Consider the following 20,640-nt stretch of genomic DNA (forward strand, 5'->3'; position numbering starts at 1 on the left):
AACAGGACACCCCCCGATGGCGCGAGGCCTACCGGGCCCGCGCCGGCATCGAGGGCACCGTCTCACAAGCGGTCCGAGGCCCCGGCCTGCGACGACCCCTAGAAACCGCCCTCTGCACCCAACACGGCATCGCAACGACGGCCTGAGCCTGACCTAGATCGAATACTTCGCCAGCAGAGTCATCCAGCCGACTTTCCGTGCTTCCTGCCCGAGCGCGGTTCCTGTCGTTCCGGCCTCCGCCAGGCACCGAGCCGGTGTGTGCGCGAGAAGTCGGCCCGGTCGACTTCTCGCGCCTCGCCCAGTGACGCTATTCAGTACGGGGCGTTTGGTCGGGGGGCCCGCTTCGCCGGTGTCCGGCTCGCACTTCAGGCGGGCGAGCCCCGGTTGATGTCGGCGGAGCCGGGGCGGGCCCTTCCGACTGGTTGTGCGTGGGAAGTCGATTGAGCCGACTTCTCGTGCGCTTGGAGGGTGGGATTTTCGTGTGTGGGCTCCCGGTCTGCTCGCGAATTGTCCGTCGGCCTCGGCGCGGTCGTCCGGCGGCCTTCCGCGTATGCCTTGGGGTGGTGGTTCGGGCGGACCGGTTGCGCGGTGCTGGCGCCTGGATCGGCCCTGGCGGCTCCGGGGTTCGCTGCTTCAGGCCACATGTTGCGGCAAATGGCATCGGCAGCGGCTCAATTTGGGTTCTGGGTCACGGAAAGTCGTCCAGAACCTCAACCGTTGGCCGACAAAACCGGTGCCTGTGTTGCCACAGGTGGGGAGGCGTCTCAGCTGCCGCGGCGGAAGTCGGCTTGGCCGACTTCTGGTGTCTTGCGGGGGTGGGAGGGGGTCCCTGCGGATCACGGGACGGGGGTGGGGTCCGAGGCTGGTGTGGGGTGGGTGGTGCGGGATTCGGTGGTGTGGGCGGCGAGGGCGAGGAGGGCGCCGAGGAGGCAGAGGGCGGCGGCGGTGAGGGTGGCCCGGTCGGTGCCTGCGGCGAGGGTGTGGGCGGTGGGGTGGGGGGAGCCGGCGACGGTGACGGTGAGGGCCACGCCGAGGGCCGAACCCAGGTAGCGGGAGGTGTTGTTGGCGCCGGAGCCCATGGCGGCCCGGTGCGCGGGGACGCTGCTGACCGCGAGCCGGGCGAGCGCCGCGTTGAGGATGCCGCTGCCGATGCCCGCGACGGCGAGTCCCGGGGCCAGTCGCAGCCAGGACGAGCCGGGGGTGAGCCCGTACAGCGCGGCCTCACCGGTGCCGCAGACGAGCAGGCCGAGGGCGACCTGGGCGGTGGCGGGCAGGCGGGTGGCCAGGTGGCGGGCCTGGAGCGCGGAGACCACCGAGAGGCCCGACCACAGGGCCAGCACGCCGGCCGCGGCCGGGCCGGACAGGCCGAGCACGCCCTGGAGCAGGGTGGGCAGGTAGCTCATGAAGCCGACCAGGGCCAGCCCGGTGAACAGCGCCCCGCCGGTGGCCGCGATGAAGCCGGGGCTGCGGAACAGGGCGAGGTCCAGCATCGGCTCCCGGACCTTCGCCTCGACCACGGCGAACGCTGCCAGCAGCAGCGCCCCGCCCGCCAGCAGCGCCACCACGGCGGGCTGTCCCCAGCCGCCGCGGCCTTCGGCCAGTCCGGCGATCAGGCAGGAGGTGCCGGCGGCGAGGGTGAGCACCCCGTACGGGTCGAGGGCACGCGGGCGTTCGGCCCGTGACTCGGTGAGGACCCCGGCGGCGCAGCCGGCCACCACGGCCGCGGCCGCCGCGATCCCGCCGCTGACCGCGCGCCATCCGGCCCACTGCTGGACCAGGGCGCCGTACACCGGCCCGATCGCGATGCCCAGCCCGACCGCCGCGCCCCAGACGCCGAGCGCCCGGATCCGGCCGGGCCCGGGCGGGTGGGCGTGGCTGATCAGGCCGAGCGCGGGGGCCAGGACGGCGGCCGAGGCGGCGCCGAGGAGTACCCGAGAGGCCAGGTAGACGGCGCCGCCGGGGGCGAGGGCGGCCAGCGCCTCGGCGGCGGCGAACAGCAGCACGCCGAAGGTGAAGACCCGCTTGCGGCCGTGGTCGTCGGCGGCGCTCCCGGCGGTGAGCAGCAGCGCCGAGATGCCGACCAGGGTGCTGGTGAGGATCCAGGTGCGGCCGGAGGCGCCCAGGTGGGCGGCCTGGGCGGTGGCGGCGAGCGAGGCGGTGGGGGCGGTGTACGCGACGGTGGTCAGGGCGGTCGCCGCCGCGGTGGTCGCCAGCGTGGCCCCGGGCCGGACGCGCGGGCCCGGGGCGGTGGGGGTGGCGGGGGAGGAGGCGGGTGAGGAGCCAGGTGGTGCGGGGGGCATGGGTGTTCCCTCCGAGGGCCGGACCTTCATAGTCTGGTGAATGAACCTTCGTCTCGAATGGCACGCTACCACTGCTGGTCTGTTCATTGAACCCACTAGAGGGGTGGACTAGGCTGACGCTCATGGCCCTGGGAACCGACTACGAACTGCAGGAGTGCGCGCTGGCCCGCGCCCTGGAGGTTGTCGGCGAGCGCTGGAGCCTGCTGATCGTGCGCGACGCGTTCTATGGCGTGCAGCGCTTCAACGACTTCCTCGCCCACCTCGGCATCCCGCGCGCCGTCCTCACCTCGCGCCTCAACGCCCTGGTCGCGGCCGGGGTGCTGCGCAAGGAGCCGTACCAGCGGGCGCCGCTGCGCCACGGCTACCTGCTGACCAGTACCGGGCTCGAACTCTGGGGCCCGCTCTACCAGTTGAGTCGCTGGGGCGGCCGGCACGCCACCGAGGGGGGTCCGTACCACCTCTTCGCGCACGCCGTCTGCGGCACCGACCTCGACCTCGTCGGCGTCTGCCCGGCCTGCGGCGGCGGGCCCGTCCCGCCGACCGCGGTCGTCATGCGCCCCAACCCCGCCCGGGCCGGCGGCCACCGCGAGGACCCGGTCTCCCGCGCCCTGGTCCGCCCCCACCCGCTGCTCGAACCGATCGCCTCGGCGGCGGTGCTGCCCGGCTGACCGTAGGCGGAGCGCCCGTACGCCGACGGGGCCGCCGGCGCGCTGCCGACGGCCCCGCCCCGGGAACCGCTGTCACTCGGAAATCGCTGTCATTCGGGGACGGCCATCAGGGGGTGAACCGCACCTCCGGGTTGGCGGCGCTCGGCCCGTCGAGCAGCGGCTGGGGGACGCCCTTCAGCTGGAGGTCGAAGAACGCCCCGACGTACTGCCGGGTGAGGGCGACGGCCCGCTGGCTGCCGATGGTGGTGTCCGGGCCCTTGGGGAGGCCGAGCCCGTCGAAGAAGAGCGGGAAGTCGGTGAAGCTGCCGTGGTCGGTGCCGTCGACGGTCAGCCAGCGCTTCCAGCCGTCCAGCCGGGGCCAGCTCCTGATCCAGCTCTCGTCCTCGCCGCCGCCGGGCAGTGGGTGGCCGATCATCAGGTACGGCTTGCCCTTGATGCCGGACTCGGGCACCAGGTAGTCCATGGTGCCGTCCAGGTCGACCCCGGCCCGGATCCGGTCGTCGGTGAGCAGGGCCGGGACGGTGGCGGCGCCACCGGCGGAGTGTCCGGCCATGGCGATCCGGTCGCGGTCGATCAGCCGGGCGTAGCGCCAGGCCGGGTGCGGGCGGTCGGTCAACTGGTCGATGACGAAGGAGACGTCCTTCGCCCGGCTCGCGTCCAGGGCCTCCCAGGCCTCCTGGGTCCTCAGCGTCCCGCACACCTCGCAGGGGAGCGTCCGGCCGTCGGGGAAGGTGGTCCCGGTGTTCTCGTAGGTGTGGTCGACCAGCGCGACGACGTAGCCGCGGCTGGTCAGGTCCTCGGCGAGGCTGCTGAGCGTGGCGCGCGGCATGGTGAAGCCGGGCGACAGGACCACCAGCGGGTAGTGGCCGCCCTGGGGGCGGGCCCCGGACTCCGCCCACGTCCGGGTGCCGGACACCGCCTCGGTCGGGATGGTGTTGCCCGGCAGCTTCCCGTCCAGCAGCGCGCGGGCGGCGGCGGGCGTCATGTACGGGGCGGGGGTGCCCGTCCCGGCGTGCGCGGGGTAGTACATCGAGACCATCAGCTGGCGCGGACCGGCGGCGGGCACCCACGGGTCCGGACGGTTCTGGTCCACGAGGTGCAGGACCTCCTGCCCGACCGCGTACGGCCCGGTCGGGCGGGGGAGTTCGACCTGGGCGGCGGTCCGGGTGGTCGGGTTCGCGGGAGCGGTGGCGGAGCTGGCGGGCGCGGCCGCCAGGGCCGGCGCGGCGGCGGCGACGGACAGCGGCAGCGCGAGCAGCAGGGCCGCAGCGGCGGCGGTCGTACGGAGTCGGCTCATGTCAGCGACCGTAGGCCGCCCGCCACGGAACTGACGTCCACTCAGCGGCGTACTGATCCCTTCCGGAAGGAGCTGTGGGGCCCCCTAGGGGACGGGCCTGGGCGGACCTGTGCGGACCTGCACCGGGGCTGCTCGGCCAGGGCGGGCCGTCAGCCGGTGGAGGCCGCCCGGAGGTCCTCCAGGAAGCCTGCGGCCGCACGGGCGTTGGGCACCGGGAAGGTGAGCGGGAGACCGGCCGAGTGCGTCCGGACCTCCAGCTCGCCGAGGGCGGAGGCCCGGGCCGAGTGCACCTCCGGCCACCGGTAGGCCTCCGTCGCGGCGAGCGGGTGCGGTGGCCGGTGCACCAGCCCGCCGGCCGTCACCGTCAGTCGCCCCCGGACGAAGCGGACGCTTCCTTCCGCGCGCAGCGTCTCGTGCAGGGCGGCCCGGAGCCCGGGGGAGAGGCGCTCCTCCAGCTCCCGGAACAGCCTGCCCAGCCCGCCCAGGTGCGCCAGCACCAGCGGCTCGTCCGCGCCCGCCGGCCATATTCGCCCGTGCTCGTACTCCCCGTGCGGCCCTCCCGGGGAGTACTCGGTGGCCTCCATCGCGCGCCAGGGCAGCGGCTCCTCGCCGCCGCCGGCCGAGACCAGCACCAGCCCGCCCTCGTGGACCCGTACGGAGCGCAGCCCGGGTGTGGGCCGCAGCCGCTCGTACCCGCTCACCGCCACCACCGCGGCGGCGGCCAGTACGGGCGCGGGCCACCACTCGCCGAGCGCCAGACAGACCACCACGGAGACGGCCACCCCGCAGGCGTGCAACCACACCCGCGCCGGCCAGGACAGAGGCCGGAACCGTCTGTGCACCCGCAGCACCGGGCCCAGTCGACCGGCAGCGCCGGCCACATCGGCCACGCCGGCCGCACCAGCCACGCCGGCCGCACCGGCAGAAGCGGCCAGGTCGGCAGAACCGGTCGCACCCGCCGACCGCACCCGCGTCGGCGACCACGTCACCGCCACGTCGGCCCCCTTTCACTCGGCTCAGTCGGAGGGCTCCCCAAACGGAACCGCGACTTCCAGAACCCCAGCATCGACCGCGCGCCGCCCCCGGCGACAGTGCCAATCAGCACCTTTTGGCCTGGTTAGACCCCGCCATCATCGCGCCCCGGCCGCAGCCGCCCGCCACGGGGGTGGGGACGAACGGCCCAGGTGCCCCTGGGCGGGGCCGCAACGCCCGCCCGGGCGGCCCGCACCACCGTCATACCGAGCTCCCTCCGCTCCGCGGCAACCCCTCAGGAGGGCCGCAACCATCGGATGCCCAGGATCGACTCCTCACCGCGCCCGCCGACAGTGCCGATCGGCACATTCCGACGGAAATCCCCCGCCGTCGCCGCCGGAACCCCCGTCGCCGCCGGAACCCCCGCCACCACCCTCACCCCGTCGCCGCGAACCCGTTCTGCAGCCCGCGCAGCAGCGCCGTGCCCGCCGGATCGACCGACCGGCGGGTGTTGGCCAGCACCACGGCGCCGACCCGCTTCTCCGGGTCGAAGGCCACGAACGAACGGAACCCGCCGGTGCCCCCGTTGTGCCAGATCTGGAGGTGCCCGCCCTGCTGGGTGTGCAGCCGGTGCCCGAGCCAGCCCAGGTGCGTCCAGGCGAAGGGGTTGACCCGGTGGCGGGTCTCCCGGGTGAGGGCGATCGCGGCTGACAGCGGCGCCTCCGGCTCGCGCCCGGCGGCGAGTTGGGCCCGCAGGAACACCACCAGGTCGGCGGCGGTCGACCGGAGCCCGCCCATGCCGGGCACGGCCCCGAAGCTCCAGTGCGGCACCGGCCGGCCGCCCGGCGTGTGCCCGTGCGCCAGCCGCGCGGACTGCTCCTCGTCCGATCGCACGCAGGTGTCCACCAGGCCCAGCGGTGCGCAGACCTCGCGCGCCACCAACTCCTCGTACCCGACGCCGGACCGCTGCGCGAGGGCCAGGCCGAGCAGCCCCGCGCCGAGGTTGGAGTAGCGGAAGCCGCGCCCGGGCGCGGTCCGCAACCGCGTCCGCGCGAGCCCGTCGAGCACCCGCTCGGCGGTGCAACCGGCGTACGGATCGGGCTTGTTGGGGGACAGCAGCGACTGCGCCAGCATGCCCCGGGGCAGCCGGGGGAGCCCCGAGGTGTGAGTGGCGAGGTGCCGCAGGGTGATCGGCTGCGCGCCCCTGGCCGGGACGACGGCCCGACCGCCCGAGGCTCCCGTGAGCACCTCGGCGAGCGGCTCGTCCAGCCGGACCGCGCCGTCGAGCGCGAGCCGTGCGAGCACGAGCGAGGTGAACACCTTGGTGACGGAGCCTATGTCGAACAGTGTCTGCGGTCCTGGTACCCCACCGCCCGGACCGGTCCGCCCGGCGCCCCGGATCTCCACGTCGTCGCCGGCCAGCCCGGCGACCACCGCGCCGACGTGTCGGCCCGCGAGCCGGTCGGCCGTCTGCTGCACGAGGCAGGCGAGTTCGTTCATGCTCGCGAGCCTAGGCGCCCCGTTCGGCCGGATCGTCCGCCCGGAAAACGATATCGACCCCGCCGATGCTCCTGCGGAGGTACGACCCCAATCGGCCCCCAGTCGACCTCCGCCGACCCCCAGCCGACCCCCCCCGCGCGATCCCCACGGCAGGGCGCGGAGCCGGAGCCCCGCCCCCGTCACTCCTCCAGTGCCTCCCGCAGCCGGGCCGCGACCTCCGCCGCCCCCGCCTCGTCCGGATACCGCCGCCGAGGCCAGAAGAACCCGCGCAGCCCGTCCTTCGGATTGCGCGGCACCACGTGGACGTGCAGGTGCGGCACCGACTGGCTGATCCGGTTGTTCGCCGCCACGAAACTGCCCGCCGCGCCCAGCCCGCGCTCGACGGCCCCCGCCACCCGCTGCACCCGCAGGAAGAACGGCCCGACCTCGGCGGCGGGCAGGTCGGCCAGCGTCGGGTGGTGGGCGCGCGGCACGACCAGGACGTGCCCGGGGAACAGCGGCCGGCGGTCCAGGAAGGCCACCGCCACCTCGTCGTCCAGCACCCGGTGCGCCGGCTCCTCGCCCGCCACCACCGCACAGAAGACGCAGTCCATCCGTCCATTCAAACCACCGGCCGGCCGCCCCTGCACCTCCGCAAACCCCGGTGGGCCCGGCATCACCCGTCCGGCCGCCGCCCGGGTGCGGCCTGGGCGGTGCCGGGTGCACGGTGGCGCCGGGGGCCGGACAGCGGGCGCATCGAGCGCTCCACGAGGAGGCCCCGCGAGGAGGTGGCCCCGATGTCGGGCAAGTTCGAGGTCTATCAGGACGCCGGCGGTAAGTACCGATTCCGGCTCAAGGCGGGCAACGGCGAGATCGTCGCCACCGGCCAGGGCTACGCCAGCAAGGACGCGGCCCACAAGGGCGTCGAGGCGGTCCAGCGGGCCGCCGACGGCGCGCCCGTGGTGGACCTTCCCAAGGCGGCCTGAGCCCGGGGCAGCGGAGCCCCGAGACCGACCGGGCACGCGGCCCGGCGCCCGACCCACCGGGCCGGCCGCCGGGCACCTCGCCGGGCACCTCGCCGGGCACCTCGCCGGGCACCCGCCAAACCGACCGCCGGACACTCACAGCGAGACGGGGACCCCGAGCGGAGAAGTCCCCGCTGCCTCACTCGTACCGGTACAGCAGCGCCTCCCGCTCGATTTGCTCGATCATCTCCACGGTCAGCGACTCGTCCCGCAGGTGCGAGAGCGTGACCTCCGCCGAGCTCGGCTGCTCGTCCTTGGCGAGCCAGTTCTCCGGCTTCCACGCCGAGGAGCGCAGGAAGGCCTTCGGGCAGTGCCCGTACACCTCCTCGACGGCGACCACGATGGCGCTGCGCGGCGGCTTGCCGACGGCGGTTAGCTGCCGCAGCAGCTCCGGGTCGGTCGAGACGCAGGCCCGCCCGTTGACCCGCAGGGTGGCGTCCCGGCCGGGGACGACGAAGAGCAGCCCGACCCGGCCGGTCTCCAGGATGTTGTGCAGGGTGTCCAAGCGCTTGTTGCCGGTGGCGTCCGGAATGGCCAGGGTGTACTCGTCGAGCACCGAGACCAGCCCGGCCGGCCCGCCGCGCGGGGAGACGTCGCAGCGCCCGGCGGCGTCCGCGCTGGCCACGAAGACCAGCGGGGAGCAGGCGATCAGGCGCTGGGCGACCTCGTGCAGGTGGTCGACCTGCTTGCGGCGCGCCTGGTCGCCGGGCTGCTCGTAGATCTCGCGCAGCTGGGCGGGATCGCTGAGCGCGCCCGCGTGGAGGGCGTCGAACAGGCTGCCCGGCCGGTTCGGCGCGGTGGTTGCGGTGGTTGACGAAACGACAGATTCCGGTGTGGTCGTCATACCGGGAATGTAGCCGAGGCTGCTCGGCGCACCCCGTTCCCCGGGCCCTGGCAACCCTCCGTGAAATTCCGGCTCCACCCCTCCCCACCAGCGGCTTTCCGCTCATAATGGGGGCCAGGGACCACTGGCTCGGGGCTCGCCGGGCGGGGACCGCCGGGTCAGTGGTCAGCGCGCCCGGGCGAGGGATGCCCGGGCGTGGGACGCCAGCCGCAGCCGGAGGTGGTGGTCGTGATCGTCAGGATCTGGGCCGGGCAGGTCTCGGCCGGTCGCATCGAGGAGTTCTGCGCGCACCTGGCCGCCCAGGTGATCCCGCAGCTCGGGCGGACCGACGGCTGCCTCGGCGGCGAGCTGCTGCGCTCGGTGTCCGAGGACGGGCACCGGGTGCTGGTGCTGAGCCGCTGGCGCGACGAGGAGGCGCTGCGCGGGTACGCGGGGCCGATGTGGCGGATCCGGCCGGTCTGGTCGGAGGGCGAGCTGAGCTACCTCGCCCACCCGCCGGAGGTCACCCACTTCACGTCGATCACCGCCCCCGCGGCCCTCTGAGCCGCGGTCCTCCGAGCGCATGGCCCGCCGAACACGCGCACCCCCGCGCACATGGCCCTCCAACGTACGCTCGCCCCCCGGCGGAGCCGCGGTAGCACCCCGCCGCGCATTCCCCGCAAGCCCGTGAAACAGACCACAGCCGGAGGCCCTCCCTGCCCTTGCGCCGACCGTGGCACAATGACGGCATCAAGCAGTGACGTTCAGCGCACTCCGGGGTCGGTGAAAATCCGAACCGGCGGTTACAGTCCGCGACCCGTCCGCAGCCAGCGGCCGGTTGACCAGGTGAAATTCCTGGACCGACGGTTAAAGTCCGGATGGGAGGCGTGCGCGGGCGGACGAAGAGCAGTACCCGTGGGTCCAGTGGCAGGAGACTGCCTCCCGGGCCCCGGTCAGGTGAACGACGGGAGCGGTGTCTCCCGTGCCGGGCGAGCGATCTCCCGGTGGCCTCGGCATCCCCGGCGACGGGTGTGTCCCGGGTCCGTGCGCCGGTGCCCGTCCGTGTCATCTCCCATGCCGCCCCGGAGTCCGCGCCCCAAGCGCGAGGAGAACCCGGGTGTTCACCGGCATCATCGAAGAGCTCGGCGAGGTCGTGTCGATCGAGGAGATCGGCGACTCCTCGCGGATCCGCCTGCGCGGCCCGGTGGTCTGTACGGGTGCCCGGCACGGCGACTCCATCGCGGTCAACGGCGTGTGCCTGACCGTTGTCGACAGCCCGGCGGAACTGGCCGCCGGCACCGGTGAGTTCAGCGCCGACGTGATGGCCGAGACGCTGCACCGCTCCAGCCTCGGCGAGCTGGCGCCCGGCTCGCGGGTCAATCTGGAGCGCGCCATGGCGCTCGGCGCCCGGCTGGGCGGCCACCTCGTCCAGGGCCATGTCGACGCCACCGGGCGGCTGTTGAGCCGCGAGCCGGGCGAGCGCGACGCGGCGGGCGAGCTGCGCTGGGAGGTGCTGCGGTTCTCGCTGCCCGACACGATCTCCCGCTACCTGGTGGAGAAGGGCTCGATCACGGTCGACGGCGTCAGCCTGACCGTGGTGGAGGCGGCTGCGGACAGCTTCACCGTCAGTCTCATCCCCACCACCCTCGCGCTGACCACGCTCGGCGCCAAGGCCGTCGGGGAGGGCGTCAACCTGGAGGTGGACGTGCTCGCGAAGTACGTCGAGCGCCTCCTGGAGTCCCGCACCCTGCCCGACTTCCCGAACCTGCCGAACCTGCCGAACCTTTCCAACCCGCCCCACCCGTCCGACCTTTCCAGCCCGTCCACCCCGTCCGGCCTGCCGGTCGACGGAACCCCGGGGGAGTCCGAGTGAGCTGGCTCAGCGGCGAGGCGTTCACCGTCCTCGGCGAACACGTCAAGTGGGCCGACATGTTCGGCAACATCCTCGGCCTCGGCGGGCTCGCGCTCGGCTGGCGCCGCTCGGTCTGGAGCTGGCCGGTCCAGCTGCTGTCCGGCGCGGTGCTGATCGCGGCCTACCTCGGCGGCCACGTCCCCGGCCTGATCGGCAAGCAGCTGATCGTGATCGTCACCGCCGCCTGGGGCTGGGCGCAGTGGCAGCGGGGCCGCCGCGAGGGCGGCACGATCGCCGTACGGTTCGCGAGTTGGCGCGAGCGGATCGCGCTGGCGGCGGGTACGGCGGCCGGCACGGTCGCGCTCGCCCTGCTGTTCACGTCCTACCCCAGCCTGTCCTGGAGCCCCTGGTCGGACGCCTACGTCTTCGTCGGCACGCTGGCCGCGATGGTCGCCCAGGCCCGCGGCTGGGTGGAGTTCTGGTTCGCCTGGATCGCGGTCGACGCGGTCGGCGTGCCGTTCGCCTTCAACAGCGGCTACACCTTCTCCGGCCTCACCTACTCCGTCTACTTCGTCCTGGTGCTGCTCGGCCTGCGGTCCTGGTGGCTGAGCACCCGTGAGCCGCGCGCCAAGTCCGCCACCGTCCCGCAGGGAGCCACGGTATGACCGAGATGACCGAGAACCAGTCCACCAGCGGTGCCGCCGACCCCGAGCTCGTCCTCGACCCGGTCGAGCGGGCGATCGCCGACATCGCGCTCGGCCGCGCCGTGGTCGTGGTCGACGACGAGGACCGTGAGAACGAGGGCGACATCGTCTTCGCCGCGTCCGCCGCGACCGCCGAGCTGATGGCCTTCACCGTCCGCTACAGCTCCGGCGTGATCTGCGCCCCGATGACCGGCGAGGAGCTGGACCGCCTCAAGCTCCCGCCGATGACCCAGGTGAACGAGGACCGCAAGGGCACCGCGTACACCGTCTCGGTGGACGCCCGGGAGGGGGTCGACACCGGCATCTCCGCCGCCGACCGCGCCCGCACCGTACGGCTGCTCTCCTCGCCCGGCACCGAGCCCGGCGACCTCACCCGCCCCGGGCACGTCTTCCCGCTGCGCGCCGTCGAGGGCGGCGTGCTGGTCCGCCCCGGCCACACCGAGGCCGCCGTCGACCTGGCCCGGCTCGCCGGGCTGCCGCCGGCCGGCGCGATCGCCGAGGTGGTCAACGACGACGGCACCATGGCCCGGCTGCCCGAGCTGGTCGCCTTCGCCCGCGAGCACGGCCTGGCGATCATCTCCATCGAGGACCTGATCGCCTACCGCCGCCGTACCGAGCTGCACGTCGACCGGGCCGCCGCGACCGGCCTGCCCACCGTGCACGGGGAGTTCACCGCCGTCGGTTACCGGGGGACCATCGACGGCGTCGAGCACCTCGCGCTGGTGGCCGGCGGCCTGGACGCGGAGGGGCGGCTGCCGGACGGCGAGGACGTCCTGGTGCGGGTCCACTCCGAGTGCCTGACCGGTGACGTCTTCGGCTCGCTGCGCTGCGACTGCGGCCCGCAGCTGGAGGCCTCGCTGCGGCGGGTCGCCGAGGCCGGGCGCGGCGTGGTGCTGTACCTGCGCGGCCACGAGGGGCGGGGGATCGGCCTGGCCCACAAGCTGCGCGCGTACGAGCTGCAGGAGCGGGGGCGGGACACCGTCGACGCCAACCTGGACCTCGGCCTGCCCGCCGACGCCCGCGACTACAGCATCGCGGCCCAGATGCTGGTGGACCTCGGCGTCCGCTCGCTCACCCTGCTCACCAACAACCCGCAGAAGCTGACCGCGCTCACCGAGCACGGGCTCAAGGTCAAGGGGCGCGAAGCGGTCGAGATCGCGCCCGGCGAGCACAACCTGCGCTACCTGCGCACCAAGCGCGACCGGATGGGCCACGACCTGCCCGGCCTCGGCTCCTGAAGCCGCACACCTCAGAACCAGCGACGACACCAGAGAACGGAAGAGAACATGAGCGGTCACGGAGCCCCCGAGCTGACCATCGACGGCGCCGCCGGCCTCAAGGTCGCCGTCGTCGCCGCCCAGTGGCACGACACGGTGATGAACGGCCTGCTGGACGGCGCGCACCGCGCGCTCAAGGAGCTGGGCGTCGCCGAGCCGACCGTGCTGCGGGTGCCCGGCACCTTCGAGCTGCCGGTCGCCGCCAAGCGCCTCGCCGAGCGCGGCTACGACGCCGTGGTGGCCCTCGGCGTGGTGATCCGCGGCGGGACCCCGCACTTCGACTACGTCTGCCAGGCGGCCACCAGCGGCCTCACCCAGGTCAGCGTGGACACCGGCGTCCCGGTCGGCTTCGGCGTGCTGACCTGCGACAACGAGGAGCAGGCGATCGACCGCGCCGGCCTGCCCGGCTCCGCCGAGGACAAGGGCCACGAGGCCGTCACCGCCGCCGTCGCCACCGTCGTGGCGCTGCGCGCCGCGCTCTGACACGGGGCCGCACCCGGTCCGTCCGGTCCCGGAGCGCGGACGTCCACCCGACTGTCCACGCTCCGGGACCGTTTACCGTCCGTCCGCCCGCACGCCGTAAGGTGGCCCCATCATGGCTTCGAAGACATTCGAGGAGCTCTACGCCGAGCTCCAGCAGAAGGCCGCCACCGGCGACCCCTCGTCCTCCCGTACCGCGCAGCTCGTCCAGCAGGGCGTCCATGCGATCGGCAAGAAGGTCGTCGAGGAGGCCGCCGAGGTCTGGATGGCCGCCGAGTTCCAGACGGACGAGCAGACGGCGGAGGAGATCTCGCAGCTCCTCTACCACCTCCAGGTGATGATGATCGCCCGCGGACTGACGCTCGACGACGTCTACAAGTACCTCTAGACACCCCCGCTCTCCCGAGCACCCCCATCCTCCGAACAGGTAAGGAAGCAACCTCCCATGCTGCGCATCGCCGTCCCCAACAAGGGTTCGCTCTCGGGTCCCGCGGCGGAGATGCTCCATGAGGCCGGCTACCGCCAGCGGAAGGACCCCAAGGAGCTCGTCCTCGTCGACCCGAACAACGAGGTGGAGTTCTTCTTCCTCCGCCCGCGCGACATCGCGGTGTACGTGGGCTCCGGCCGCCTCGACGTCGGGATCACCGGCCGCGACCTGCTGCTGGACTCGCACTCCAACGCCGAGGAGGTGCTCGCCCTCGGCTTCGCCGGGTCGACCTTCCGCTTCGCGCGCCCCGAGGGCGTGGACGTCGAGGACGTCAAGGGCCTGGAGGGCCTGCGGATCGCCACCTCGTACACCGGCCTGGTCGAGCAGCACCTGGCCGACCACGGCGTGAAGGCGACGGTCACCAAGCTGGACGGCGCGGTCGAGACCGCGGTGCAGCTGGGCGTCGCCGACGTGATCGCCGACGTGGTGGAGACCGGCACCAGCCTGCGCAACGCCGGCCTGGAGGTGTTCGGCGAGCCGATCCTGGTCTCCGACTCCGTGGTGATCCGGCCCAAGGGCGCGGGAGAGGACACCCGGGTGGAGCAGTTCCTGCGCCGCCTCCAGGGCGTGCTGGTGGCCCGCCGCTACGTGCTGATGGACTACGACATCCGCGCCGAGAAGGTCGGCGCGGCCGTCGCGCTCACCCCGGGCCTGGAGTCGCCGACCGTCTCGCCGCTGCACACCGAGGGCTGGGTCGCGGTGCGGTCGATGGTGCTCCGCAAGGAGGCCCAGCAGATCATGGACGACCTCTGGGGCATCGGCGCCCGGGCCATCCTGGTCACCAACATCCACGCCTGCCGCCTCTGACCCGCCCGCCCGAGCGCGGGTAAAGAACGGTTCAATGGGGCGGGGACGCCGGTCGGCGTCCCCGCCCCGCCGTGCTGCCGCCCCCAGAACCACCCCCGGAGAACCCACGTGTCCACGCCGTCCGTCCAGTTCCCCGTCACCTGGGCTCCGCGCCGCACCCGCGCCGTACTGCTGCCGGTCTGCGTGCTGATGGTGGTGCTGTTCTCCGCGATGGCCGTGCTGCTCCCGGAGAACTGGCAGCTCAACGACCGGATCATGATGACGGCCAGCGGCCTGCTGTTCGCCGGCGTCGGCCTGATGCTGGCCCGCCCCAAGGTGAGCGCCGACGCGGAGGGCGTGACGGTGGTCAACTTCGTCCGCCGCCGCCGGCTGGCCTGGGCCGAGATCGTCCGGGTCAACTTCCGCCAGGGCGACCCGTGGGCCACCCTCGACCTCGCCGACGGCACCTCGCTCGCCGCGGTCGGCATCCAGTCCGGCGTCGGCAAGGACCAGGCGATCGCGGACGCCCGGGCGCTGCGCGACCTGGTCGAGCACCACGCCCAGGCCTGAGCCCGCTCCCGGGCCCGAAGGCCTGCACCGGGCCTGAGCCCGCGCCCCGGCCCGCACCCGGGCGGACGTCCCCCCACCTGGGGTTCCCCGCCCCCGGCGGGCCGAACGGGCTTCCTACGCCCATCCGGGTATGGTCTACGCTGGTAAAAGCAGGGCAAAGTTCGCCCTGCCCGAAAATCGAGTGCCCGAACCCGACCAGAGGAGTGACACTCCCCCTCGATGGACGATCCGTCCGGTAGTACCTGCGCCGCCTCGCTTCCGCTCCCCGGAAGGCAGGCGGCACTGTGATCACCGCCTGGCTGCTGTTGCTCGCAGCCGTTCTCCTGATCCTCGCCAACGGCCTCTTCGTGGCTGCCGAGTTCGCCTTCGTGACCGTCGAGCGCGGTGAGGTGGAACGCTCCGCGGAGACGGGCGACGCCAAGTCCCGCCGCGTCGCCGGGGCCCTGCGGCACCTCTCCTTCGAGCTCTCCGGCGCCCAGCTCGGCATCACCGTCACCTCGCTGGTGGTCGGCATGCTCGCCGAGCCGGCCCTGTCGACCCTGCTCGCACCCGTCATGACCGGCATCGGCGTGCCCGACTCGGCCGCCCGCGGCGTCTCCGTGATCGTCGGCATGGTGCTGGCCACCGTCGTCCAGATGGTGATCGGCGAGCTGGTGCCGAAGAACTGGGCGATCTCCCGCCCGCTCCAGGTGGCCCGCGCGGTCGCCGCCCCGCACATGGCCTTCTCCCGGGTCTGCCGCCCGCTGATCAGCTTCCTCAACGGCACCGCCGACCGGACCGTACGGGCCTTCGGCGTCGAGCCGCAGGAGGAGCTGGGGCACGCCCGCACCCCCGACGAGCTGGTCTCGCTGGCCCGTCACTCGGCCAAGGCCGGCGCGATAGACGAGGAGTCGGCGACCCTGTTCGTCCGCACCCTCGCGCTGAGCGAGCTGACCGCCGAGTCCGTGATGACCCCGCGCGTCGACGTGGCCGCGCTCCAGCGCGACGCCACCGCCTCCGACGTCATCAACCTGACCCGGGCCACCGGCCTGTCCCGCTTCCCAGTGCACACCGACAGCCTGGACGAGGTCACCGGCATCGTCACGCTCAAGGACGCCCTGGCCGTCCCGGCCGCCCGGCGCGGCCTGGTGCGGGTCGCCGAGCTGGCCTCGCCGCCGCTGCTGGTGCCCGAGACGCTGCCCGCCGAGCGGCTGCTCGACCAGCTGCGCCGCCTCCAGCCGATGGCCATCGTGGTCGACGAGTACGGCGGCACCGCCGGCGTCGTCACCGTCGAGGACATCGTCGAGGAGATCGTCGGCGAGGTGCAGGACGAGCACGACCCCGACGACCACCCCGAGCTGTTCCCGCTGCCGCCGGTCAACGGCCTGCCGGTCTGGGAGGCCGACGGCCGCGCCCGGATCGACCAGCTGGAGCGGATCGGCCTGAACGCCCCGGACGGTCCGTACGAGACCCTGGCCGGCCTGGTCGCCGACCTGCTCGGCAAGCTCCCCGAGGTGGGCGAGCAGGCCGAGCTGCCCGGCTGGCGGTTCACCGTGACCGGTGTCGACCGCCACCGCACCACCGAGGTCCGGGTGGAGCGCACCACCGCGCCCGCGCGCTTCGACGAGGACCGGGAGGAGGGCCGATGACCGCCCTGCAACTGGCCGTCGCGCTGCTGCTCCTGCTCGGCAACGCCTTCTTCGTCGGCGCCGAGTTCGCCGTGGTGTCGGTGCGCCGCAGCCAGATCGAGCCGCTCGCCGAGGCCGGGCACAAGCGCGCCCGCACCGTGCTGCACGCGCTGTCCAACGTCTCGGCGATGCTGGCCGCCGCCCAGCTCGGCATCACGGTCTGCTCGCTGGGCCTCGGCGCCCTCGCCGAGCCGACCATCGCCTCCCTGCTGGAGGGCCCGTTCCACGCGATCGGCGTCCCGTCCGGCCTGATGCACCCGCTCTCGTTCGGCATCTCGCTCGCCCTCGTGGTCTTCCTGCACATGGTGTTCGGCGAGATGGTGCCGAAGAACATGGCCATGGCCGGCCCGGAGAAGGCCGCGCTCTGGCTCGGCCCGCCGCTGGACCGGCTGGCCCGCTGGCTCGCCCCGGTGATCCGGGCGCTGAACGCGTCCGCCAACGGCATCCTGAAGCTGTTCCGGGTGGACGCCAAGGACGAGGTCGAGTCGGTCTTCACCACCGAGCAGCTGATGTACCTGCTGGCGGACTCCCGGGACGCCGGGCTGCTCGACGAGAGCCGCCAGGAGCGCCTGGAGGACGCCCTGGAGCTGGGCCGCCGCCCGGTCACCGAGGTGCTGCTCAAGCCCGAGCAGCTGGTCACCGTGGACACCAAGGCGACCGCCGCCGAGGTCGAGGAGCTGGCGCTGCGCACCGGCTTCTCGCGCTTCCCGGTCACCGACGGCGACCCGGCCGGCCACGGCTACCTCGGCTACGTCCACCTCAAGGACATCCTCGACGTGGACGACCCCTCGGCACCCGTCCCGGCCCGCCTGTGGCGGCCGATCACGGTGCTGCGCGGCAGCCTCCCGCTGGACGACGCCCTCGGCGCGATGCGCCGGGCCACCTGCCACCTGGCCGCCGTGCTGGACCAGGACGGGCGCACGCTCGGCGTGGTCATGCTGGAGGACGTGCTGGAGGAGCTGGTCGGCGAGATGCACGACCCGGACCACCGCGCCACGGCCTGACGTCCGTCGGCCGGCGCCTCCCCGGAGAGTTCCGGCTTTCGCCGACGGCGTGTCCGCTCCTGGCGATTCTGCCCTGAGCATGCACCCGTTCCCATGCCGGCCACCCTGGTAGCAGGGTGGCCGGCATGAGACTTCTCCTGCTGGGTGGAACCGGGTTCGTCGGACGGGTCGTCGCCGAGGAGGCGCTGGCCAGGGGCTGGGAGGTGACGGCCCTCAACCGCGGCACGCGGCCCGCGCCCGGGGGCGTCCGGGTGCTGACGGGCGACCGCACCGCGCCGGACGGCCTCGCGGCGCTCGGCACGGGGGAGTGGGACGCGGTGGTGGACACCTGGTCCTGGGCCCCCGCGGCGGTGCGCGACAGCGCCCGCCTCCTGAACGGCCGGGTCGGCCACTTCGCCTACGTCTCCAGCCGGTCGGTGTACGACCACCCGCTGGCGGCCGGGGCCGGCGAGGCCGCGCCGGTGGTCGTCTCCTCCCCGGACCTCACCGGCGAGGTGCCCTACGCCGAGGCCAAGCGCGGCGCGGAGCTGGCGCTGGAGGCGGAGTTCGGTGGGCGGGCGCTGCTCGCCCGGGCCGGGCTGATCATCGGCCCGCACGAGGACATCGGCCGGCTGCCCTGGTGGCTCAACCGGATCGCCGAGGGCGGCCCGGTGCTCGCCCCCGGGCCGCGCGACCTGGCCCTCCAGTACATCGACGTGCGCGACCTCGCGGCCTGGCTCCTGGACGCCTCGGCGGCCCGGCTCGGCGGCCCGTACAACCTGGTCGGCCCGTCCGGCCACGCCACCATGGGCGAGCTGCTGGAGGCCTGCGTACGGGCCACCGGCTCGGACGCCGAACTGCGCTGGACGGACCCGGAGCGGATCCTCGCGGCGGGCGTCGAGCCGTGGACCGAGCTGCCGATCTGGCTGGGGCCCGGCGAGCTGTACGACTTCCTGCACACCGGCTCGGTCGAGCGCGCGCTCGGTGCCGGGCTGCGCTGCCGCCCGGTCGCCGAGACCGTCGAGTCCACCTGGGCCTGGCTGCGGTCCATCGGCGGCAGCGCGCCGCAGCGGAGCGACCGGGTCAGGGTCGGGCTGGACCGGGAGCGGGAGGCCGCGCTCCTCAGGGGCTGAGCAGGGGGCCGGTGCGGGGATCAGCTCCGGCCGTCGATCAGCTCCCCGTACGCCTGGACGAGGTCCGGCAGCCGCAGGGTGGCCAGGTCCTCCCGGCCCGGCGGCTCGCGCAGCAGCGTCAGCCGCAGGTCCCGGTAGGCGCAGGACTTCTCGTACAGGGTGCGGATGAACCGGCCGTTGCCCAGCTCGTCGATCCAGCCCTCGCGGACCACGTGGGTGCAGATGCTGGCCAGCTCCTCGGCGGCGTCCTCGTCCCAGCCGTCGCCGTCCCGGCCGGCCAGCGCGGCGCCGATCGCGGTCAGCTCGCCGGGGCGGTAGCTGGGGAAGTCGACCCGGGTGGTGAAGCGGGAGTTGAGGCCGGGGTTGGTGGCGAGCAGCCGGTTCATGCCCTCGGGGTAGCCGGCCAGGATCACCACCAGCCGGTCCCGGTTGTCCTCGGCGCGCTTGAGCAGCACCTGGAGCGCCTCGTCGCCGTACGCGTCGCCCTTGGTGTAGCCGGAGTTGGAGAGGCTGTACGCCTCGTCGATGAACAGCACGCCGTCCAGCGCGGAGTCGATCAGCTCGTTCGCCTTCACGGCCGTCTGGCCGAGGAACTCGCCCACCAGGTCGGCGCGTTGGGCCTCCACGAGGTGGTCGCCGGAGAGCAGGCCGAGGGCGTGGAAGACCCGGCCGAGGATCCGGGCCACGGTGGTCTTGCCGGTGCCCGAGGGGCCGGAGAAGACGAAGTGGCGCTTCGGCGGCTGGACGGGCAGGCCCTGCTCGGCCCGCAGCCGCGACATTCTCAACTGGGCGGACAGCGCCCGCACCTGGCGCTTGACCGGCTCCAGGCCGACCATCAGGGAGAGTTCGGCCAGGGCCGCGTCCAACTCCCGTTCGTCGCCGGCGGACCGGAGCTCCGGCACGGCGGCGGTCCGGGGCTGCACCCGGCCGAGGGCGGGCAGCGGCGGTACGGCGGGGCCGGTCGGGGCGCCCGAGCCGGAGCGCTCCGCGGCGGCCTGCGGAGCGCCGTCGGCCGGGGCGCCGTCCAGCCGGGCGCCGCCGGTCACGGGCCCGTCCAGCAGGGCGCCGCCGGCCAGGGCCCCGTCCGCCGGGGGGCCGTCCACCAGTCCGGCGTCCACCGAGGGTCCGCCGCCGTTCGACGCCAGGCCGTTCGACAGCAGGCCGTTCGACAGCCCGCCGGGCACTCCGTCGCTCGACAGCCCGTCGCCGGGGACGGTCGCGCCGCCCGGCCCGCCCGCGTTCCCGAACTCCTCCCCGTACCCGGGCAGTTCGGGGTATCCGGCGTCGTCCGGGTAGCCGGGATCGGCACCCGGCCCGCCCGGTGCGGCGGCGTCGGCCGCACCCGGGGTGCCGCCCGCCGTCAGCCCGTCCGCGAGCCCGTTGGCGAGCCCGTCCGCGATGGCGTCCACGAGGCCGTCGGCGAGCGCGTCCTCGGCCGAGATGGCCGTCAGCCGGGTCGCGGTGTCCATGAACGCCGGGTCCGCCCGGTGCACCGCCCGGTAGAGCGGCAGCGCCGCGGCGCTGCGCCCGGCCCCCTCGTACGCCCGGGCCAGCCAGTACCGCAGCTCCTTGCGCTGCGGCTGCTCGGAGCGGCAGCGGGCCAGCGAGGCGGCCAGCGGGGCCTGCGCCTGGGCGCACATGTCGAGGCGCACCCGCGCCATGCCGGCGAACAGCCCGGCCTCGATGCCGAGCAGCGGGTCGTCCAGCAGGCGGTCGGTGTCCCGGATCAGCTGCTCCCAGTCCTTGAGCAGGTAGGACCGGCAGGCGTACAGGAAGCGGGCGGACGGGTCCTCGCTGGGCGCCGGACACTGCTCCAACGCCCGGTCCAGCTCGGCCAGGTGGCGCCCGTCCAGCCAGTGCGAGGCGTGCGCCAGCGCGAGGTCGCGGGCGTCCTCCAGCACCGGCTGCACCCACCAGCCCAGCCAGTACCAGGAACTGAGCGGCCGTCGGTGCAGTCGCCGCTGCTCGCCGAACCGCTTCTGGTTGCGGTACATGGCCAGCAGTGCGGCCGAGGTGTCGCTGCGCAGCGCGTGCAGTCCGAGCCAGGCGTCGGCCATGCCCGGGTCCAGCCGGACGGCGGCCCGGAACTCCTCCTCGGCCCGGGTGTACGCACCGGCCGTGTACGCGTCCATGGCGC

General features: G+C 74.0%; 20 protein-coding genes and 1 riboswitch. Of the genes, 13 read left to right on the forward strand and 7 right to left on the reverse strand.

Annotated features, from left to right (window positions below; genetic code table 11):
- Positions 1 to 836 precede the first annotated feature (836 nt).
- On the reverse strand, positions 837 to 2,300 hold the full coding sequence (locus ACFY4B_RS40020) for an MFS transporter (RefSeq protein ID WP_387976307.1): 1,464 nt from the start codon (positions 2,298 to 2,300) through the stop codon (positions 837 to 839).
- Between the two features lie 122 nt (positions 2,301 to 2,422).
- Here ACFY4B_RS40020 and ACFY4B_RS40025 point away from each other — a divergent pair, with 122 nt between their 5' ends.
- Positions 2,423 to 2,968, forward strand: coding sequence for a helix-turn-helix domain-containing protein (locus ACFY4B_RS40025; protein ID WP_117486978.1), 546 nt, complete (start codon positions 2,423 to 2,425; stop codon positions 2,966 to 2,968).
- A 106-nt stretch (positions 2,969 to 3,074) separates the two neighbouring features.
- Here the strand turns inward: ACFY4B_RS40025 and ACFY4B_RS40030 are convergent, their stop codons facing one another.
- The 4 genes from ACFY4B_RS40030 to ACFY4B_RS40045 form a co-directional block, all read right to left on the reverse strand.
- On the reverse strand, positions 3,075 to 4,265 hold the full coding sequence (locus ACFY4B_RS40030; RefSeq protein ID WP_387976311.1) for an alpha/beta hydrolase family protein: 1,191 nt from the start codon (positions 4,263 to 4,265) through the stop codon (positions 3,075 to 3,077).
- 149 nt (positions 4,266 to 4,414) lie between these two features.
- Positions 4,415 to 5,047 (reverse strand): hypothetical protein, encoded by a 633-nt coding sequence (locus ACFY4B_RS40035; protein ID WP_387976314.1) that lies wholly within the window; start codon positions 5,045 to 5,047, stop codon positions 4,415 to 4,417.
- A gap of 625 nt (positions 5,048 to 5,672) precedes the next feature.
- Complete coding sequence (locus ACFY4B_RS40040) at positions 5,673 to 6,737, reverse strand: serine hydrolase domain-containing protein (protein WP_387976316.1); 1,065 nt, start codon at positions 6,735 to 6,737, stop codon at positions 5,673 to 5,675.
- Between the two features lie 179 nt (positions 6,738 to 6,916).
- On the reverse strand, positions 6,917 to 7,330 hold the full coding sequence (locus ACFY4B_RS40045; protein WP_074005165.1) for an HIT family protein: 414 nt from the start codon (positions 7,328 to 7,330) through the stop codon (positions 6,917 to 6,919).
- 183 nt (positions 7,331 to 7,513) lie between these two features.
- On the opposite strand from ACFY4B_RS40045, the gene ACFY4B_RS40050 reads away from it, so the two are divergent.
- Positions 7,514 to 7,702, forward strand: a complete 189-nt coding sequence (locus tag ACFY4B_RS40050) for a DUF1508 domain-containing protein (RefSeq protein ID WP_049651337.1) — start codon at positions 7,514 to 7,516, stop codon at positions 7,700 to 7,702.
- A gap of 178 nt (positions 7,703 to 7,880) precedes the next feature.
- On the opposite strand, the gene ACFY4B_RS40055 is transcribed toward ACFY4B_RS40050, so the two are convergent.
- Positions 7,881 to 8,585 (reverse strand): MSMEG_1061 family FMN-dependent PPOX-type flavoprotein, encoded by a 705-nt coding sequence (locus ACFY4B_RS40055; protein ID WP_079272680.1) that lies wholly within the window; start codon positions 8,583 to 8,585, stop codon positions 7,881 to 7,883.
- A gap of 195 nt (positions 8,586 to 8,780) precedes the next feature.
- Here ACFY4B_RS40055 and ACFY4B_RS40060 point away from each other — a divergent pair, with 195 nt between their 5' ends.
- From ACFY4B_RS40060 to ACFY4B_RS40110, 11 genes are all read left to right on the forward strand, one after another.
- Entirely contained in the window at positions 8,781 to 9,128 is a 348-nt protein-coding gene (locus ACFY4B_RS40060) for an antibiotic biosynthesis monooxygenase (RefSeq protein ID WP_049651338.1), read from the forward strand.
- Positions 9,129 to 9,330: 202 nt separating this feature from the next.
- A riboswitch (FMN riboswitch) is annotated at positions 9,331 to 9,458 on the forward strand.
- Positions 9,459 to 9,681: 223 nt separating this feature from the next.
- The gene (locus tag ACFY4B_RS40065) at positions 9,682 to 10,437 is read left to right on the forward strand and encodes a riboflavin synthase (RefSeq protein ID WP_387976321.1); all 756 of its coding nucleotides are present in this window, start codon (positions 9,682 to 9,684) and stop codon (positions 10,435 to 10,437) included.
- Positions 10,434 to 11,081, forward strand: a complete 648-nt coding sequence (locus ACFY4B_RS40070) for a nicotinamide mononucleotide transporter family protein (protein WP_049651339.1) — start codon at positions 10,434 to 10,436, stop codon at positions 11,079 to 11,081. The genes ACFY4B_RS40065 and ACFY4B_RS40070 overlap by 4 nt, the downstream gene beginning before the upstream one ends.
- Positions 11,082 to 11,086: 5 nt before the next feature.
- A complete protein-coding gene (locus ACFY4B_RS40075) occupies positions 11,087 to 12,358 on the forward strand; it encodes a bifunctional 3,4-dihydroxy-2-butanone-4-phosphate synthase/GTP cyclohydrolase II (protein ID WP_387976387.1) in 1,272 nt (423 codons plus the stop codon).
- A gap of 48 nt (positions 12,359 to 12,406) precedes the next feature.
- Positions 12,407 to 12,880, forward strand: coding sequence for a 6,7-dimethyl-8-ribityllumazine synthase (gene ribH / locus ACFY4B_RS40080; RefSeq protein ID WP_049651340.1), 474 nt, complete (start codon positions 12,407 to 12,409; stop codon positions 12,878 to 12,880).
- Positions 12,881 to 12,992: 112 nt separating this feature from the next.
- Entirely contained in the window at positions 12,993 to 13,265 is a 273-nt protein-coding gene (locus ACFY4B_RS40085) for a phosphoribosyl-ATP diphosphatase (protein ID WP_049651341.1), read from the forward strand.
- A 57-nt stretch (positions 13,266 to 13,322) separates the two neighbouring features.
- The gene (gene hisG / locus ACFY4B_RS40090) at positions 13,323 to 14,171 is read left to right on the forward strand and encodes an ATP phosphoribosyltransferase (protein ID WP_049651342.1); all 849 of its coding nucleotides are present in this window, start codon (positions 13,323 to 13,325) and stop codon (positions 14,169 to 14,171) included.
- A gap of 108 nt (positions 14,172 to 14,279) precedes the next feature.
- Positions 14,280 to 14,720, forward strand: a complete 441-nt coding sequence (locus tag ACFY4B_RS40095) for a PH domain-containing protein (protein ID WP_049651343.1) — start codon at positions 14,280 to 14,282, stop codon at positions 14,718 to 14,720.
- A 284-nt stretch (positions 14,721 to 15,004) separates the two neighbouring features.
- Positions 15,005 to 16,348, forward strand: a complete 1,344-nt coding sequence (locus tag ACFY4B_RS40100; RefSeq protein ID WP_049651344.1) for a hemolysin family protein — start codon at positions 15,005 to 15,007, stop codon at positions 16,346 to 16,348.
- Positions 16,345 to 17,391 (forward strand): hemolysin family protein, encoded by a 1,047-nt coding sequence (locus ACFY4B_RS40105; RefSeq protein WP_049651345.1) that lies wholly within the window; start codon positions 16,345 to 16,347, stop codon positions 17,389 to 17,391. Before ACFY4B_RS40100 ends, ACFY4B_RS40105 begins: the two co-directional genes overlap by 4 nt.
- A 125-nt stretch (positions 17,392 to 17,516) precedes the next feature.
- Entirely contained in the window at positions 17,517 to 18,503 is a 987-nt protein-coding gene (locus ACFY4B_RS40110) for an NAD-dependent epimerase/dehydratase family protein (protein ID WP_387976324.1), read from the forward strand.
- Between the two features lie 20 nt (positions 18,504 to 18,523).
- Here the strand turns inward: ACFY4B_RS40110 and ACFY4B_RS40115 are convergent, their stop codons facing one another.
- Positions 18,524 to 20,635 (reverse strand): AAA family ATPase, encoded by a 2,112-nt coding sequence (locus ACFY4B_RS40115; protein WP_387976390.1) that lies wholly within the window; start codon positions 20,633 to 20,635, stop codon positions 18,524 to 18,526.
- Positions 20,636 to 20,640: the final 5 nt, after the last annotated feature.

This window comes from Kitasatospora sp. NPDC001261, from assembly GCF_042896795.1.
Lineage (GTDB): Bacteria > Actinomycetota > Actinomycetes > Streptomycetales > Streptomycetaceae > Kitasatospora.